The organism is Xylophilus sp. ASV27 (genome assembly GCF_016428875.1).
GTDB lineage: Bacteria > Pseudomonadota > Gammaproteobacteria > Burkholderiales > Burkholderiaceae_C > Xylophilus.
Genome location: NZ_JAELTO010000026.1, coordinates 1 through 15123 on the forward strand (window position 1 = coordinate 1; position 15123 = coordinate 15123).

At 64.5% G+C, this 15123-nt stretch carries 11 protein-coding genes and 1 tRNA gene; all 12 read left to right on the forward strand.

Annotated features, from left to right (window positions below):
* Positions 1-786, forward strand: a 786-nt coding sequence (locus JHD63_RS07715) for an elongation factor Tu (RefSeq protein WP_198970170.1), incomplete at its 5' end; no start/stop codon positions are given.
* Positions 787-804: 18 nt separating this feature from the next.
* Positions 805-880 (forward strand) — tRNA-Trp (locus tag JHD63_RS07720).
* Positions 881-968: 88 nt separating this feature from the next.
* Positions 969-1352 (forward strand): preprotein translocase subunit SecE, encoded by a 384-nt coding sequence (gene secE, locus JHD63_RS07725; RefSeq protein WP_198970171.1) that lies wholly within the window; start codon positions 969-971, stop codon positions 1350-1352.
* Positions 1352-1945 (forward strand): transcription termination/antitermination protein NusG, encoded by a 594-nt coding sequence (gene nusG / locus JHD63_RS07730; RefSeq protein ID WP_198970172.1) that lies wholly within the window; start codon positions 1352-1354, stop codon positions 1943-1945. Before secE ends, nusG begins: the two co-directional genes overlap by 1 nt.
* Positions 1946-2079: 134 nt before the next feature.
* The gene (gene rplK / locus JHD63_RS07735) at positions 2080-2511 is read left to right on the forward strand and encodes a 50S ribosomal protein L11 (protein WP_198970173.1); all 432 of its coding nucleotides are present in this window, start codon (positions 2080-2082) and stop codon (positions 2509-2511) included.
* A complete protein-coding gene (gene rplA, locus JHD63_RS07740; protein ID WP_198970174.1) occupies positions 2512-3207 on the forward strand; it encodes a 50S ribosomal protein L1 in 696 nt (231 codons plus the stop codon).
* 238 nt (positions 3208-3445) lie between these two features.
* Positions 3446-3976, forward strand: a complete 531-nt coding sequence (rplJ, locus tag JHD63_RS07745) for a 50S ribosomal protein L10 (RefSeq protein ID WP_198970175.1) — start codon at positions 3446-3448, stop codon at positions 3974-3976.
* Between the two features lie 27 nt (positions 3977-4003).
* Positions 4004-4378: a 50S ribosomal protein L7/L12 gene (rplL, locus tag JHD63_RS07750; RefSeq protein ID WP_198970176.1), complete on the forward strand. Its 375-nt coding sequence runs from the start codon at positions 4004-4006 to the stop codon at positions 4376-4378.
* Positions 4379-4664: 286 nt separating this feature from the next.
* Positions 4665-8777 carry a DNA-directed RNA polymerase subunit beta gene (gene rpoB / locus JHD63_RS07755; protein ID WP_198970177.1) on the forward strand — a complete coding sequence of 1371 codons (4113 nt, stop codon included), beginning with the start codon at positions 4665-4667 and terminating at the stop codon, positions 8775-8777.
* 20 nt (positions 8778-8797) lie between these two features.
* Positions 8798-13039 (forward strand): DNA-directed RNA polymerase subunit beta', encoded by a 4242-nt coding sequence (gene rpoC, locus JHD63_RS07760; RefSeq protein WP_198970178.1) that lies wholly within the window; start codon positions 8798-8800, stop codon positions 13037-13039.
* 111 nt (positions 13040-13150) lie between these two features.
* Entirely contained in the window at positions 13151-13723 is a 573-nt protein-coding gene (locus JHD63_RS07765; RefSeq protein WP_198970179.1) for a LemA family protein, read from the forward strand.
* The gene (gene rsmB / locus JHD63_RS07770; RefSeq protein WP_198970180.1) at positions 13720-15123 is read left to right on the forward strand and encodes a 16S rRNA (cytosine(967)-C(5))-methyltransferase RsmB; all 1404 of its coding nucleotides are present in this window, start codon (positions 13720-13722) and stop codon (positions 15121-15123) included. The genes JHD63_RS07765 and rsmB overlap by 4 nt, the downstream gene beginning before the upstream one ends.

Sequence of the window (15123 nt, forward strand, 5' to 3'; positions counted from 1 at the left end):
AACAAGTGCGACATGGTCGACGACGCCGAACTGCTCGAACTCGTCGAAATGGAAGTCCGCGAACTCCTCGACAAGTACGAATTCCCCGGCGACGACACCCCCATCATCCACGGCTCGGCCAAGATGGCCCTCGAAGGCGACACCGGCAAGCTCGGCGAAGAAGCCATCATGAAGCTCGCCGACGCCCTCGACAGCTACATCCCCACCCCGGAGCGCGCCATCGACGGCGCCTTCCTCATGCCCGTCGAAGACGTCTTCTCCATCTCCGGCCGCGGCACCGTCGTCACCGGCCGTATCGAGCGCGGCGTCATCAAGGTCGGCGAGGAAATCGAAATCGTCGGCATCCGCGACACGCAAAAGACCACCTGCACCGGCGTCGAAATGTTTCGCAAGCTGCTCGACCAGGGCCAGGCCGGTGACAACGTCGGCCTGCTGCTGCGCGGCACCAAGCGCGAAGACGTCGAACGCGGCCAAGTGCTGTGCAAGCCCGGCTCCATCAAGCCGCACACCCACTTCACCGCAGAAGTCTACGTACTGAGCAAGGACGAAGGCGGCCGCCACACCCCCTTCTTCAACAACTACCGCCCGCAGTTCTACTTCCGCACCACCGACGTCACCGGCGCCATCGAACTGCCGGCCGACAAGGAAATGGTCATGCCCGGCGACAACGTGTCGATCACCGTCAAGCTGATCGCCCCCATCGCCATGGAAGAAGGCCTGCGCTTCGCCATCCGTGAAGGCGGCCGTACCGTCGGCGCCGGCGTCGTGGCCAAGATCCTGGCGTAACAGCCCACAGTTTTGCGAAGGGGTATAGCTCAATTGGCAGAGCGTCGGTCTCCAAAACCGAAGGTTGTAGGTTCGATTCCTACTGCCCCTGCCACCTGAGGTGGCGTACCAAGCCCGTCATGTCCTGACGGGCTTCCGTGTCTTCTAGGGACGCGTTTTCTATCACGAGGAATTCAGGCTGCATGGCTACGTCGCAAGTTGAAACCGTCAGCACCGCTGCGGACAAGGCCAAACTGGGCTTGGCCATCGCGCTCGTGCTCGCTGCGCTAGCGGGCTTCTATCTCCTGACGCGCCAGGGTGCGCTCGTCCAGTGGGCGACGCTGCTCGTGGGCCTGGCGGCGGCTGCCGGTGTTTTTCTGTTCTCCGAACATGGCCGGCAACTGATCGCTTTCAGCCGTGATGCCGTGCGCGAAGTCAAGAAGGTCGTCTGGCCCACACGCAAGGAAGCGATCCAGATCACCGCCTATGTCTTCGCGTTCGTGCTGGTCATGGCCTTGTTCCTGTGGCTGACCGACAAGACGCTCGAATGGGTCTTCTACGACCTCATTCTGGGCTGGAGGAAATGATGACGGACGCCGTTGACAATCCCGCAGGCGAAGAGGCTTTCGTCGCTGCGTCTTCGAATCCCGATATGCGCTGGTATATCGTGCATGCCTACTCCGGCATGGAGAAGGCGGTGGAGCGCAACATCGTCGAGCGCATCAACCGCGCCGGCATGGAAGCCAAGTTCGGCCGCATCCTCGTGCCGACCGAAGAAGTCGTCGAGATGAAGAACGGCCAGCGCAAGACCACCGAGCGGCGTCTTTTCCCGGGCTACGTGTTCGTCGAGATGGTTATGGACGACGAGTCATGGCACCTGGTCAAGCACACCAACAAGGTCACCGGCTTCGTGGGCGGTGCCAAGAACCGGCCGGCACCGATCTCCGAGGACGAAGTCCAGAAGATCGTGAGCCAGATGCAGGAAGGCACGGACAAGCCCCGCCACAAGATCGAGTTCATGGTCGGCGAGCTGGTGCGCGTCAAGGAAGGCCCGTTCACCGATTTCAACGGGTCGGTGGAAGAGGTCAACTACGAGAAGAGCCGTGTGCGCGTGTCGGTCACGATCTTCGGCCGGGCCACCCCGGTGGAACTGGAATTCGGGCAGGTCGAGAAAACCTGATCCCTCCGTCTGTTTGTGTATTTCGCGCTTTCCGGCTCGGCGCGAATGTTCTCTCAAGAGCCCTCAACCCCGGGGAGCCGGGTGCTTGCAATTGAAGCATCCACCTGGCGTCATCACCCGCAAGGAGTAAAACCATGGCGAAGAAAATCGTCGGTTTTGTCAAGCTGCAAGTTCCAGCTGGCAAGGCCAATCCGTCGCCCCCGATCGGCCCTGCGCTCGGTCAACGTGGCCTCAACATCATGGAGTTCTGCAAGGCGTTCAACGCGCAGACCCAGGGTGTCGAGCCGGGCCTGCCGCTGCCGGTGGTCATCACCGCGTTCGCGGACAAGAGCTTCACCTTCATCATCAAGACGCCGCCTGCGACGACGCTGATCAAGAAGGCCATCAAGCTCGACAAGGGTTCGGCCAAGCCGCACACCGACAAGGTCGGCAAGATCACGCGCGCACAGCTCGAAGAGATCGCCAAGACCAAGATGAAGGACATGAACGCCGCGAGCGTGGACGCCGCCGTTCGCACGCTGGCCGGCTCGGCCCGTTCCATGGGCGTGAACGTGGAGGGTCTGTAAATGAGCAAGCTCACCAAGAAGCAAAAGGCCCTGCAGGGCAAGGTCGAGTCGACCAAGCTGTACGCTCTGGCCGATGCCCTGGCCATCGTCAAGGAGGCTGCTACCGCCAAGTTCGATGAGTCCATCGACGTGGCCGTGCAGCTCGGCATCGATGCGAAGAAGTCCGACCAGGTCGTGCGTGGCGCCGTCGTGCTGCCCAACGGCACCGGCAAGACCAAGCGCGTCGCCGTGTTCGCCCAGGGCGCCAAGGCCGAAGAAGCCAAGGCCGCTGGTGCCGACGTGGTCGGCATGGACGACCTGGCCGCCCAGGTGAAGGCGGGCGACATGCCCTTCGACATCGTGATCGCGGCCCCCGACGCCATGCGCGTGGTCGGTACCCTGGGCCAGATCCTGGGTCCGCGCGGCCTGATGCCCAACCCCAAGGTCGGCACTGTCACGCCCGACGTTGCCACGGCCGTGAGGAACGCCAAGGCCGGTCAGGTGCAGTTCCGCGTCGACAAGGCCGGTATCGTTCACAGCACCATCGGCCGCCGCTCGTTCGACTCCGACAAGCTGCAGGGCAACCTGGCAGCGCTGATCGAAGCGCTGAACAAGTCCAAGCCCGCCACCAGCAAGGGCGTCTACCTGCGCAAGGTTGCGGTGTCCTCGACGATGGGTGTGGGCGTGCGCGTCGATACCCAGACCATCTCGGCGTGATGGCATGAAATTCGGGCGGCCGCAGGGCTGCCCGGTGGTGGGTCGGAGCCAGGCGCAAGCCTTGGCTCCGAGCCATCCAAGACCGCTGGTGTGCAGGAAGGCTGCACTTAATCGCCAAGGCGGCCAGCGCAGATGGCGATCCCGCTGCAGATGGAAGTTCTTTCCCGAAACAGTTGGTCGCTGCAACGAGAGCGTGCCGGAGGGCGCAAGCCCGAAGGCACATTTTAAGGAGTAGACCTTGAGTCTTAATCGCAGTGAGAAAGAAGCGGTCATCAGTGATGTGACCAGCCTCGCCGCTAAAGCTCAAACGCTCGTGATCGCGGAGTACCGTGGCATCACGGTTGCCGACATGACGAAACTGCGCAACGAAGCGCGCAGCAAGGGTGTGAGCCTGAGTGTTCTGAAGAACACGCTGGCCCGCCGTGCTGTCGCCGGCAGCGCATTCGACGTGGTGGCGGACCAGATGACCGGTCCTCTGATCTACGGCTTCTCCGAAGACGCTGTGGCCGCCGCCAAGGTGGTGGCCGATTTCGCGAAGACCAACGACAAGCTGGTCATTCGCGGTGGCGCATTCGGTGGCAAGGCCCTGGACGTGAACGGCGTGAAGCAACTGGCCAACATCCCTTCCAAGGAAGTGCTGCTGGCCCAGCTGCTGGGCTTGATGCAATCCCCGATCTCGCGTACGGCCCGTGTGCTGGCCGCGCTGGCGGAAAAACGTGGCGAAGGCCAGGCTGCACCTGCAGTCGAGCCCGAAGTCGCCGCGGCGTGAACCAAACTTGTTTTAGGAAATCAAAAAATGGCATTCGATAAAGACGCATTCCTGACCGCGCTCGACAGCATGACGGTCCTCGAACTCAACGACCTGGTCAAGGCTATCGAAGAGAAGTTCGGCGTGTCCGCAGCCGCCATGGCAGCTCCCGCTACAGGCGGCGGCGCTGCTGCCCCGGCTGCTGAGGAAAAGACCGAATTCAACGTGGTTCTGACCGAAGCCGGCGCCAACAAGGTGTCCGTCATCAAGGCCGTGCGCGAAATCACCGGCCTGGGCCTCAAGGAGGCCAAGGACCTGGTCGACGGCGCTCCCAAGGCTGTCAAGGAAGGCATCTCCAAGGCCGACGCAGATGCGGCCAAGAAGAAGCTCGAAGACGCAGGCGCCAAGGTCGAACTCAAGTAATTCGACGCTTGTGCCGAGGCTGGGGTGTCCGCAAGGCCCCCAGCCTTTTGCCGCTTCTAGGGAAGCGGCACAGAGCGCACCAGAAAGCTGCATCGATGCAGCTTTCTAGTGTCTTCTGGACCCCCCGACAACAGAAGACGCCTTGGTTCGGGCGATGTGCAACGCATCGCCGTCCGCCATGGTTGGTAGTGGCCAACCGCCAAGCCTGTCGCGTGCGCCGCGCAGCAGGTCCGGAGGGCGCAAGCCCTCAGTCGTCGAAGGACTCATGTCTTTGCCCGGAGATCTCATGGCCTATTCTTACACCGAACGCAAGCGCATCCGCAAAAGCTTCGGCAGCCGCGACAGCGTGCTGGAAGTTCCCTACCTGCTGCAGATGCAGAAGGACGCGTACACCGCCTTCCTGCAGGCCGACGTTGCCCCCCGCAAGCGCACCGTCGAAGGCTTGCAAGCTGCGTTCGACGCCGCTTTCCCGATCGTGTCCCACAACGGCTTCGTGGAGATGAAGTTCGTTGAGTACAACCTTGCCAAGCCCGCATTCGACGTGCGCGAGTGCCAGACGCGCGGCCTGACCTTTGCCTCGGCCGTGCGGGCCAAGGTGCAGCTGATCATTTATGACCGTGAATCCTCCACCTCGCAGTCGAAGGTGGTCAAGGAAGTGAAGGAGCAAGAGGTCTACATGGGCGAAGTGCCGCTCATGACGGACAAGGGTTCGTTCATCATCAACGGCACCGAGCGCGTGATCGTCTCGCAGCTGCACCGTTCGCCGGGCGTGTTCTTCGAGCACGACAAGGGCAAGACCCACAGCTCGGGCAAGCTGCTGTTCTCCGCGCGCGTGATTCCCTATCGCGGCTCCTGGCTCGACTTCGAGTTCGACCCGAAGGACATCCTGTACTTCCGCGTCGACCGCCGCCGCAAGATGCCGGTCACGATCCTGCTCAAGGCCATCGGCCTGAATCCGGAATCGATCCTGGCGAACTTCTTCGTCAACGACAACTTCCGCCTGATGGACAGCGGCGCGCAGATGGAGTTCGTGCCCGAGCGCCTGCGCGGCGAAGTGGCGCGCTTCGACATCACCGACAAGTCCGGCAAGGTCATCGTCGCCAAGGACAAGCGCGTCACCGCGCGCCATACCCGTGAACTGGAGCAGAGCGGCACCACGCACGTCAGCGTGCCGGAAGACTTCCTGATCGGCCGCGTGGTGGCGAGGAACATCGTCGACGGCGACACCGGCGAGATCATCGCCAAGGCCAACGACGAACTGACCGAAGTGCTGCTGAAGAAGCTGCGCAGCGCCGGGGTGCAGGATCTGCAGGTCATCTACACGAACGAGCTCGACCAGGGCGCGTACATCTCGCAGACCCTGCGCATCGACGAAACGGTGGACGAGTTCGCCGCGCGCGTGGCCATCTATCGCATGATGCGCCCCGGCGAGCCGCCGACGGAAGACGCGGTGCAGGCCCTGTTCCAGCGCCTTTTCTACAACCCGGACACCTACGACCTGTCGCGCGTGGGCCGCATGAAGTTCAACGCCAAGATCGGCCGCGACGAATCCACCGGCCCGATGGTGCTGACCAACGAGGACATTCTGGCCGTGGTCAAGATCCTCGTGGACCTGCGCAACGGCAACGGCGAAGTCGATGACATCGACCACCTGGGCAACCGCCGCGTGCGCTGCGTCGGCGAACTGGCCGAGAACCAGTACCGCACTGGCCTGGCACGTATCGAGAAGGCCGTGAAGGAGCGCCTGGGCCAGGCCGAACAAGAGCCTCTGATGCCGCACGACCTGATCAACTCCAAGCCGATCTCTGCGGCGCTCAAGGAGTTCTTCGGTGCGTCGCAGCTCTCGCAGTTCATGGACCAGACCAACCCGCTGGCCGAAATCACCCACAAGCGCCGCGTGTCGGCCCTGGGCCCAGGTGGCTTGACCCGCGAGCGTGCCGGCTTCGAAGTGCGCGACGTGCACGTGACCCACTATGGCCGCGTCTGCCCGATCGAGACGCCCGAAGGGCCGAACATCGGCCTGATCAATTCGCTGGCCCTTTACGCCCGCCTCAACGAATACGGCTTCATCGAGACGCCCTACCGCCGTGTGGTGGACGGCAAGGTGACCGACCAGATCGACTATCTGTCGGCCATCGAGGAAGGCAAGTACGTGATCGCGCAGGCCAACGCCGTGCTCGACAAGGAAGGCCGCCTGACCGGTGAGCTGGTGTCGGCGCGCGAAAGCGGCGAATCGGTGCTGGTCGGCGCGGACCGCATTCAGTACATGGACGTGTCGCCCGCGCAGATCGTCTCCGTGGCGGCCTCGCTGGTGCCGTTCCTCGAGCACGATGACGCGAACCGCGCGCTGATGGGCGCCAACATGTCGCGCCAGGCCGTGCCTGTGCTGCGTCCCGAGAAGCCCATGGTCGGCACCGGCATCGAGCGCGTCGCCGCGGTCGACTCCGGCACGGTCGTGACCGCCAACCGCGGCGGCGTGGTGGACTATGTCGATGCCACCCGCATCGTGATCCGCGTCAACGATGCGGAGGCGGTTGCTGGTGAAGTCGGCGTGGACATCTACAACCTGATCAAGTACCAGCGTTCCAACCAGAACACCAACATCCACCAGCGTCCCATCGTGCAGAAGGGCGACAAGCTGGAAAAGGGTGACGTGATCGCCGACGGCGCTTCGACCGACCTGGGCGAGATCGCCATCGGCCAGAACATGCTGATCGCGTTCATGCCCTGGAACGGCTACAACTTCGAGGACTCGATCCTGATCTCCGAACGCGTCGTGGCTGAAGACCGCTATACCTCGATCCACATCGAGGAACTGGTGGTGATGGCGCGCGACACCAAGCTCGGTGCCGAAGAAATCACACGCGACATCCCGAACCTCTCGGAGCAGCAGCTCAATCGCCTGGACGAGTCCGGCATCATCTACGTGGGCGCGGAAGTCATGCCGGGCGACACGCTGGTGGGCAAGGTCACGCCCAAGGGCGAGACCACGCTGACGCCGGAAGAAAAGCTGCTGCGCGCCATCTTTGGCGAGAAGGCGTCCGACGTGAAGGACACCTCGCTGCGCGTGGATCAGGGCTCGCAAGGCACCGTGATCGACGTGCAGGTGTTCACCCGCGAAGGCATCACCCGCGACAAGCGCGCCCAGCAGATCATCGACGATGAACTCAAGCGCTTCCGCCTCGACCTGAACGACCAGCTGCGCATCGTCGAGGCCGACGCCTTCGACCGTATCGAGAAGCTCCTCACCGGCAAGCTGGCCAACGGCGGCCCCAACAGGCTGGCCAAGGGCACCAGGCTGGACAAGTCCTACCTGTCCTCGGTCGAGAAGTTCCACTGGTTCGACATCCGCCCGGCGGAAGACGAAGTGGCCTCGCAGCTCGAGTCGATCAAGAACTCGCTGGAGCAGACGCGCCACAGCTTCGACCTCGCGTTCGAAGAGAAGCGCAAGAAGCTCACGCAGGGCGACGAACTGCCGGCCGGCGTGCTGAAGATGGTCAAGGTCTACCTGGCCGTCAAGCGCCGCCTGCAGCCTGGCGACAAGATGGCCGGCCGCCATGGCAACAAGGGCGTGGTGTCCAAGATCGTTCCGGTCGAAGACATGCCCTACATGGCCGACGGCACGCCGTGCGATATCTGCCTGAACCCGCTGGGCGTGCCTTCGCGGATGAACGTGGGCCAGGTGCTCGAAGTGCATCTGGGCTGGGCCGGCAAGGGCATTGGCCAGCGCATCGGCGACATGCTGCAGCGTGAGGCCAAGGTGGCCGAACTGCGCAAGTTCCTGGAGCAGCTCTACAACACCTCGGGCCGTTCGGAAGACCTGTCCAAGCTCAGCGACGACGAGGTGCTGACCATGGCGGGCAACCTGACCAAGGGTGCGACCTTCGCCACGCCGGTGTTCGATGGTGCTTCGGAAGAGGACATCCGAACCATGCTCAAGCTGGCCTATCCGGATGAGATCGCCCAGGCCAAGGGCCTGACCGACACGCGCACCCAGGCCTACCTGATCGACGGACGCACCGGCGAGCGGTTCGACCGTCCGACCACCATCGGCTACATGCACTTCCTGAAGCTGCACCACTTGGTGGACGACAAGATGCACGCCCGCTCGACCGGCCCTTACTCGCTCGTCACCCAGCAGCCGCTGGGCGGCAAGGCGCAGTTCGGTGGCCAGCGTTTCGGGGAGATGGAAGTGTGGGCGCTCGAGGCCTACGGCGCCGCCTACGTGCTGCAGGAAATGCTCACCGTGAAGTCCGACGACGTGCAAGGCCGCACCAAGGTGTACGAAAGCATCGTCAAGGGCGAACACGCGATCGAGGCCGGCATGCCGGAGTCGTTCAATGTGCTGGTCAAGGAAATCCGTTCCCTGGGCCTGGACATCGAACTGGAACGTTCTTAAGTTGAAAGGGAAAGAGTCACATGAAATCGCTACTCGACCTGTTCAAGCAATTCACCCCGGATGAGCATTTCGATGCTATCCGGATCGGCATGGCATCGCCCGAGAAGATCCGTTCGTGGTCCTTCGGTGAAGTCAAGAAGCCGGAGACCATCAACTACCGTACTTTCAAGCCTGAACGCGACGGCTTGTTCTGCGCCAAGATCTTCGGCCCGATCAAGGACTACGAGTGCCTGTGCGGCAAGTACAAGCGCCTCAAGCACCGCGGCGTGATCTGCGAGAAGTGCGGCGTCGAAGTCACGCAGACCAAGGTGCGCCGCGAGCGCATGGGCCACATCGACCTGGCCGCGCCCTGCGCCCACATCTGGTTCCTGAAGTCGCTGCCCTCGCGCCTGGGCCTGGTGCTCGACATGACGCTGCGCGACATCGAGCGCGTGCTGTACTTCGAAGCCTACGTGGTGACCGACCCCGGCATGACGCCGCTGAAGAAGTTCAGCATCATGTCCGAGGACGACTACGACGCCAAGCGCAAGGAATACGGCGACGAATTCATCGCCAAGATGGGCGCCGAAGGCATCAAGGACCTGCTGGAAGCCATCGACATCGACCAGTCGATCGAGCGCCTGCGCGGCGACCTCACCGGCTCCGAAGTCAAGGTCAAGAAGAACGCCAAGCGCCTGAAAGTGCTGGAAGCCTTCAAGAAGTCCGGCATCAAGCCCGAGTGGATGGTGCTCGAAGTGCTGCCCGTGCTGCCGCCGGACCTGCGTCCGCTGGTGCCGCTGGACGGTGGCCGCTTCGCGACCTCCGACCTGAACGACCTGTACCGCCGCGTCATCAACCGCAATAGCCGTCTGCGACGCCTGCTGGAGCTGAAGGCTCCGGAAATCATCGCGCGCAACGAAAAGCGGATGCTGCAGGAGGCTGTGGACTCGCTGCTGGACAACGGCCGCCGCGGCAAGGCCATGACCGGCGCCAACAAGCGCGCCCTCAAGTCCCTGGCCGACATGATCAAGGGCAAGTCGGGCCGCTTCCGCCAAAACCTGCTGGGCAAGCGCGTCGACTACTCCGGCCGTTCGGTGATCACGGTGGGCCCGACGCTCAAGCTGCACCAGTGCGGCCTGCCGAAGCTGATGGCGCTGGAACTGTTCAAGCCCTTCATCTTCTCGCGCCTCGAAGCCATGGGCATCGCGACGACGATCAAGGCGGCCAAGAAGGAAGTCGAGTCGGGCACGCCGGTGGTCTGGGACATCCTGGAAGAGGTCATCAAGGAGCATCCGGTCATGCTGAACCGGGCTCCCACGTTGCACCGCCTAGGCATTCAGGCCTTCGAGCCGATCCTGATCGAAGGCAAGGCCATCCAACTGCACCCGCTGGTCTGCGCCGCCTTCAACGCCGACTTCGACGGCGACCAGATGGCAGTGCACGTGCCGCTGTCGGTGGAGGCGCAGATGGAAGCCCGCACGCTGATGCTGGCCTCCAACAACGTGCTGTTCCCGGCCTCGGGCGAGCCGTCGATCGTGCCTTCGCAGGACGTGGTGCTGGGTCTGTACTACACGACCCGCGACCGCATCAACGGCAAGGGCGAAGGCCTGGTCTTCGCGGACACCGGCGAGGTACAGCGCGCGTTCGACGCGGGCGAGGTCGAGCTGACCTCCAAGATCAGCGTGCGCCTGACCGAGTGGACCAAGGACAAGGCCACGGGCGAGTTCGTGCCGGAAACCAAGCTCGTGGACACCACGGCGGGCCGAGCACTGCTGTCCGAGATCCTGCCCAAGGGTCTGCCGTTCTCGAACATCAACAAGGCGCTGAAGAAGAAGGAAATCTCCAAGCTCATCAACGTGAGCTTCCGCAAGTGCGGCCTGAAGGAGACGGTGGTGTTCGCCGACAAGCTGTTGCAAAACGGCTTCCGCCTGGCGACCAAGGCGGGCATCTCCATCGCCATCGACGACATGCTGGTGCCGCCCGAGAAGGCCAGCATCATCGAGCGTGCCGAGAACGAGGTGAAGGAAATCGCGCAGCAATACGCCTCCGGTCTCGTGACCGCGGGCGAGCGCTACAACAAGGTGGTGGATATCTGGGGCAAGGCCGGCGACGAAGTGTCCAAGGTCATGATGGCCAAGCTGTCCAAGCAGAAGGTCATCGACCGCCACGGCAAGGAAGTCGAGCAGGAGTCGTTCAACTCGATCTACATGATGGCCGACTCGGGCGCGCGGGGTTCCGCCGCCCAGATCCGCCAGGTGGCCGGCATGCGGGGCCTGATGGCCAAGCCTGACGGCTCCATCATCGAGACGCCGATTACCGCGAACTTCCGCGAAGGCCTGAACGTGCTGGAGTACTTCATCTCCACCCACGGCGCCCGCAAGGGCCTGGCCGACACGGCCCTGAAGACGGCCAACTCGGGTTACCTGACCCGCCGTCTGGTGGACGTGACGCAGGATCTGGTGGTGACCGAGGACGACTGCGGTACGCACCAGGGTTCCGTGATGCGCGCCATCGTAGAGGGCGGCGAGGTCATCGAATCGCTGCGCGACCGCATCCTGGGCCGTACCGCGGCCGACGACGTGCTGCACCCCGAGAACCGCTCGGTGCTCGCCGCGGCCGGCACGCTGCTGGAAGAAGACCTGATCGAGGAGCTGGAGGCGGCTGGCGTCGACGAGGTCAAGGTCCGCACCGCGCTGACCTGCGAGACCCGCTACGGCATCTGCGCCAAGTGCTATGGCCGCGACCTGGGCCGCGGCGGCCTGATCAACCTCGGCGAAGCGGTGGGCGTGATCGCGGCGCAGTCGATCGGCGAGCCCGGCACGCAGCTCACCATGCGCACCTTCCACATCGGGGGCGCGGCATCGCGTGCGGCGGTGGCGTCGAGCGTGGAGGCCAAGTCCAACGGCATCATCGGCTTCAACGCCACGATGCGCTACGTGAGCAACACCAAGGGCGACCTGGTGGTGATCGCCCGTTCCGGCGAGATCATCATCCACGACGAACATGGCCGCGAGCGCGAGCGCCACAAGGTGCCGTACGGCGCCACGCTAGCGGTCAAGGCCGACCAGCAGATCAAGGCCGGCGCCATCCTCGCCACCTGGGACCCGCTGACCCGCCCGATCATCACGGAATTCGCCGGCCAGGTGAAGTTCGAGAACGTCGAGGAAGGCCTCACGGTTGCCAAGCAGGTCGACGAAGTGACCGGCCTGTCCACGCTGGTCGTGATCGATCCGAAGCGCCGTGGCGCAGCCAAGGTGGTGCGTCCGCAGGTCAAGCTGATCGACGCGCAGGGCCAGGAGGTCAAGATCCCCGGCACCGACCACTCGGTGACGATCGGCTTCCAGGTCGGCGCGCTGATCCAGGTGCGCGACGGACAGGACGTGGGCCCCGGCGAAGTGCTGGCCCGCATCCCGGTCGAAGGCCAGAAGACCCGCGACATCACCGGCGGTCTGCCGCGTGTGGCCGAGCTGTTCGAAGCCCGCTCGCCCAAGGACAAGGGCATGCTCGCCGAAATGACCGGTACCGTCTCCTTCGGCAAGGAAACCAAGGGCAAGGTGCGGCTGCAGATCACCGATCCGGACGGCAAGGTCTGGGATGAACTGATCCCCAAGGAGAAGAACATCCTGGTGCACGAAGGCCAGGTCGTGAACAAGGGCGAATCGGTGGTGGACGGCCCGGCCGATCCGCAGGACATCCTGCGCCTGCTGGGCATCGAGGAGCTGTCGCGCTACATCGTCGACGAAGTGCAGGACGTCTACCGCCTGCAAGGCGTGAAGATCAACGACAAGCACATCGAGGTGATCGTGCGCCAGATGCTGCGCCGTGTCGTGGTCGAGGCGCCGGGCGATTCCGGCTACATCGGCGGCGAGCAGGTCGAGCGTTCGGAAATGCTCAACACCAACGACCGGCTGCGTGGCGAGGGCAAGATTCCTGCGACCTACAGCAACCTGCTGCTGGGGATCACCAAGGCCTCGCTGTCGACCGATTCGTTCATCTCCGCGGCTTCCTTCCAGGAAACCACGCGCGTGTTGACCGAGGCGGCCATCATGGGCAAGCGAGACGAACTGCGTGGCCTGAAGGAGAACGTCATCGTCGGCCGCCTGATCCCGGCCGGCACCGGCCTGGCCTACCACCAGGCACGCAAGGCCAAGGACCAGATGGACGAGGCCGAGCGCCGCGCCATCGCCGAGGCCGAGGAGGCCGAGTTGGCCGCCGCGCATGCCGGCGACGGCGCTGCGGCCGACACGGTCGAAACCAGCGCAGGAACCGCAGCGGCCGAATAAGCCCGGGTTCCTCGTCCAGCCCGCGCGGCTGTGACCACGCCCCATGTCCGCCCCAGCGGGCCTGGGGCGTTTTCGTTGTTTCTGGGGGCACCTTTTGGCGATACTCTGCGCATGTTTCCAAGTCTGTGGTGGTGGATGGTTCCGGCAGTCCTGCTGTCCTGGGCCGTGGGGGCGCACAACCGGCTGGTGCGACTGCGCGGCGCGGTGTTGCAGGCCTTCGCCACGCTCGACACGCAGATGCAGCGCTGGATCGCGCTCGCGGAGTCGCCTTCCGTGCCCCTGCCCACCGCCGACCACTCGGCGGCTGAGGCTGCAGCCGGCCAGGCCGTGCCTGCCACTGCCCAGGCGCTCTGGGCCGGCGTGCATGCGGCTGCGCTGCAACTCGGGGCCTCACTCGCCGCCACCCGCGCGCGGCCGCTGGACCAGGGGGGGCTGGCGGCCCTGAGCGCCGCGCGTGAGGTGCTGCGCTCGGCCTGGCGCCGCCTGCTGCAGGACTCGCCGGCCTTTGCCGGCAGCGTCCAGGCCGGCGGCATCCATGTGCTCTGGGACCAGCAGGACACGCAGGTCCAACTGGCATGCGATCAATTCAACCTTGCCGTGGAACGCTACAACGCAGCCCTCGGCGCATTTCCCGCCGTGCTGCTGGCGTGGATCTTCCGCTTCATACCAGCGCGACCCCTATGACGTCTTCCTCCGAGCGCGACCCTGTGCGCGCCCCTGCCTCCGCCAAGACCTCCCCCGCCACCCATGGGGATATTGCACTCTGGCAACAGCTTCAGTCGGCGGCGCAGACGCTGGCGGCCATTCGTGCCGGCCAGTCGGCGACGGCGGCCCTGCTGCAGGTGCCGGATGAACTGCGCCCCGGCGTTCGGGCGCTGGTGTTCCATGTGATGCGCTGGCTCGGCCAGGCCGAGGCCCTGCGCCGCAAACTGGCGCCGCGCACCCCGCCGCCGCTGCCCGATGCCTTGCTGTGTACTGCGCTGGCCCTGGCCTGGCGCGAGTCGGACGCTCCCTACGAGTCCTTCACCCTGGTGGATCAGGCCGTCGAAGCCGCCAAGCGCTCGCCGGGCATGCGAGCGCAGTCGGGCTTCATCAATGCCTGCCTGCGGCGCTTCCTGCGTGAACGCGATGCGCTGGTGGCTGCCACGGCCCAGGAGCCGCTGGCCATGTGGAACCATCCGCGCTGGTGGGTGGACCGCCTCAAGCGCGACCACCCGCGCCAGTGGCAGGACATTCTGCGCACCAACAACTCCCACGCACCGATGGTGCTGCGGGTCAATAGGCAAAAAACAACGGTAGCCCAGGTACTGCGTGCATTTGATGCTATTGATTTGGAAGCGGAGGCCGTGGGCGAGTGCGGCGTGATGCTGCAGCGTGCGCTGCCGGTGGAGCAGATACCGGGCTTCGCCCAGGGGCTGGTGTCGGTGCAGGATGCCGGGGCGCAGCTCGCCGCGCCGCTGCTGCTGCGGGGTCTGGACCTGTCGCGTACGCTGCGCGTGCTCGACGCCTGCGCCGCGCCCGGAGGCAAGACGGCTCACCTGCGGGAGTTCGCCGGGGTGGACTCGCCCATGGTGCTGACCGCGCTCGACATCGATGCCCGGCGCTGCGAACGCATCCATGAGAACCTGCAGCGTCTGGACCTGCAGGCCCAGGTGCTGGTGGCCGATGCGCAGGAGCCGGCGCAATGGTGGCCCCGGCACTGCGGCAGCCAGCCCTTCGATGCCATCCTGCTGGACGCGCCCTGCACCGCCTCGGGCATCGTGCGCCGCCATCCCGACGTGCGCTGGCTGCGCCGCGAGAGTGACGTGGAGCAGCTTGCCATCGTCCAGGCCGGCCTGCTGACCACGCTCTGGCGGCTGCTGGCCGCTGGCGGGCGTTTGCTGTATTGCACCTGTTCGGTGTTCCGGGCGGAGGGCGAGCATCAGATAGAAGCGTTTCTTGCACACAACAGGGATGCGGTTTTGCTGCCATCTCCCGGCCATTTGCTGCCCCGCAATGGGGCGCAGCTGCATCGTGTCCCGGACAATCTTCCGTGTGACCACGACGGCTTCTTCTACGCTCTGCTGCAAAAGCGCGCCTCCTGA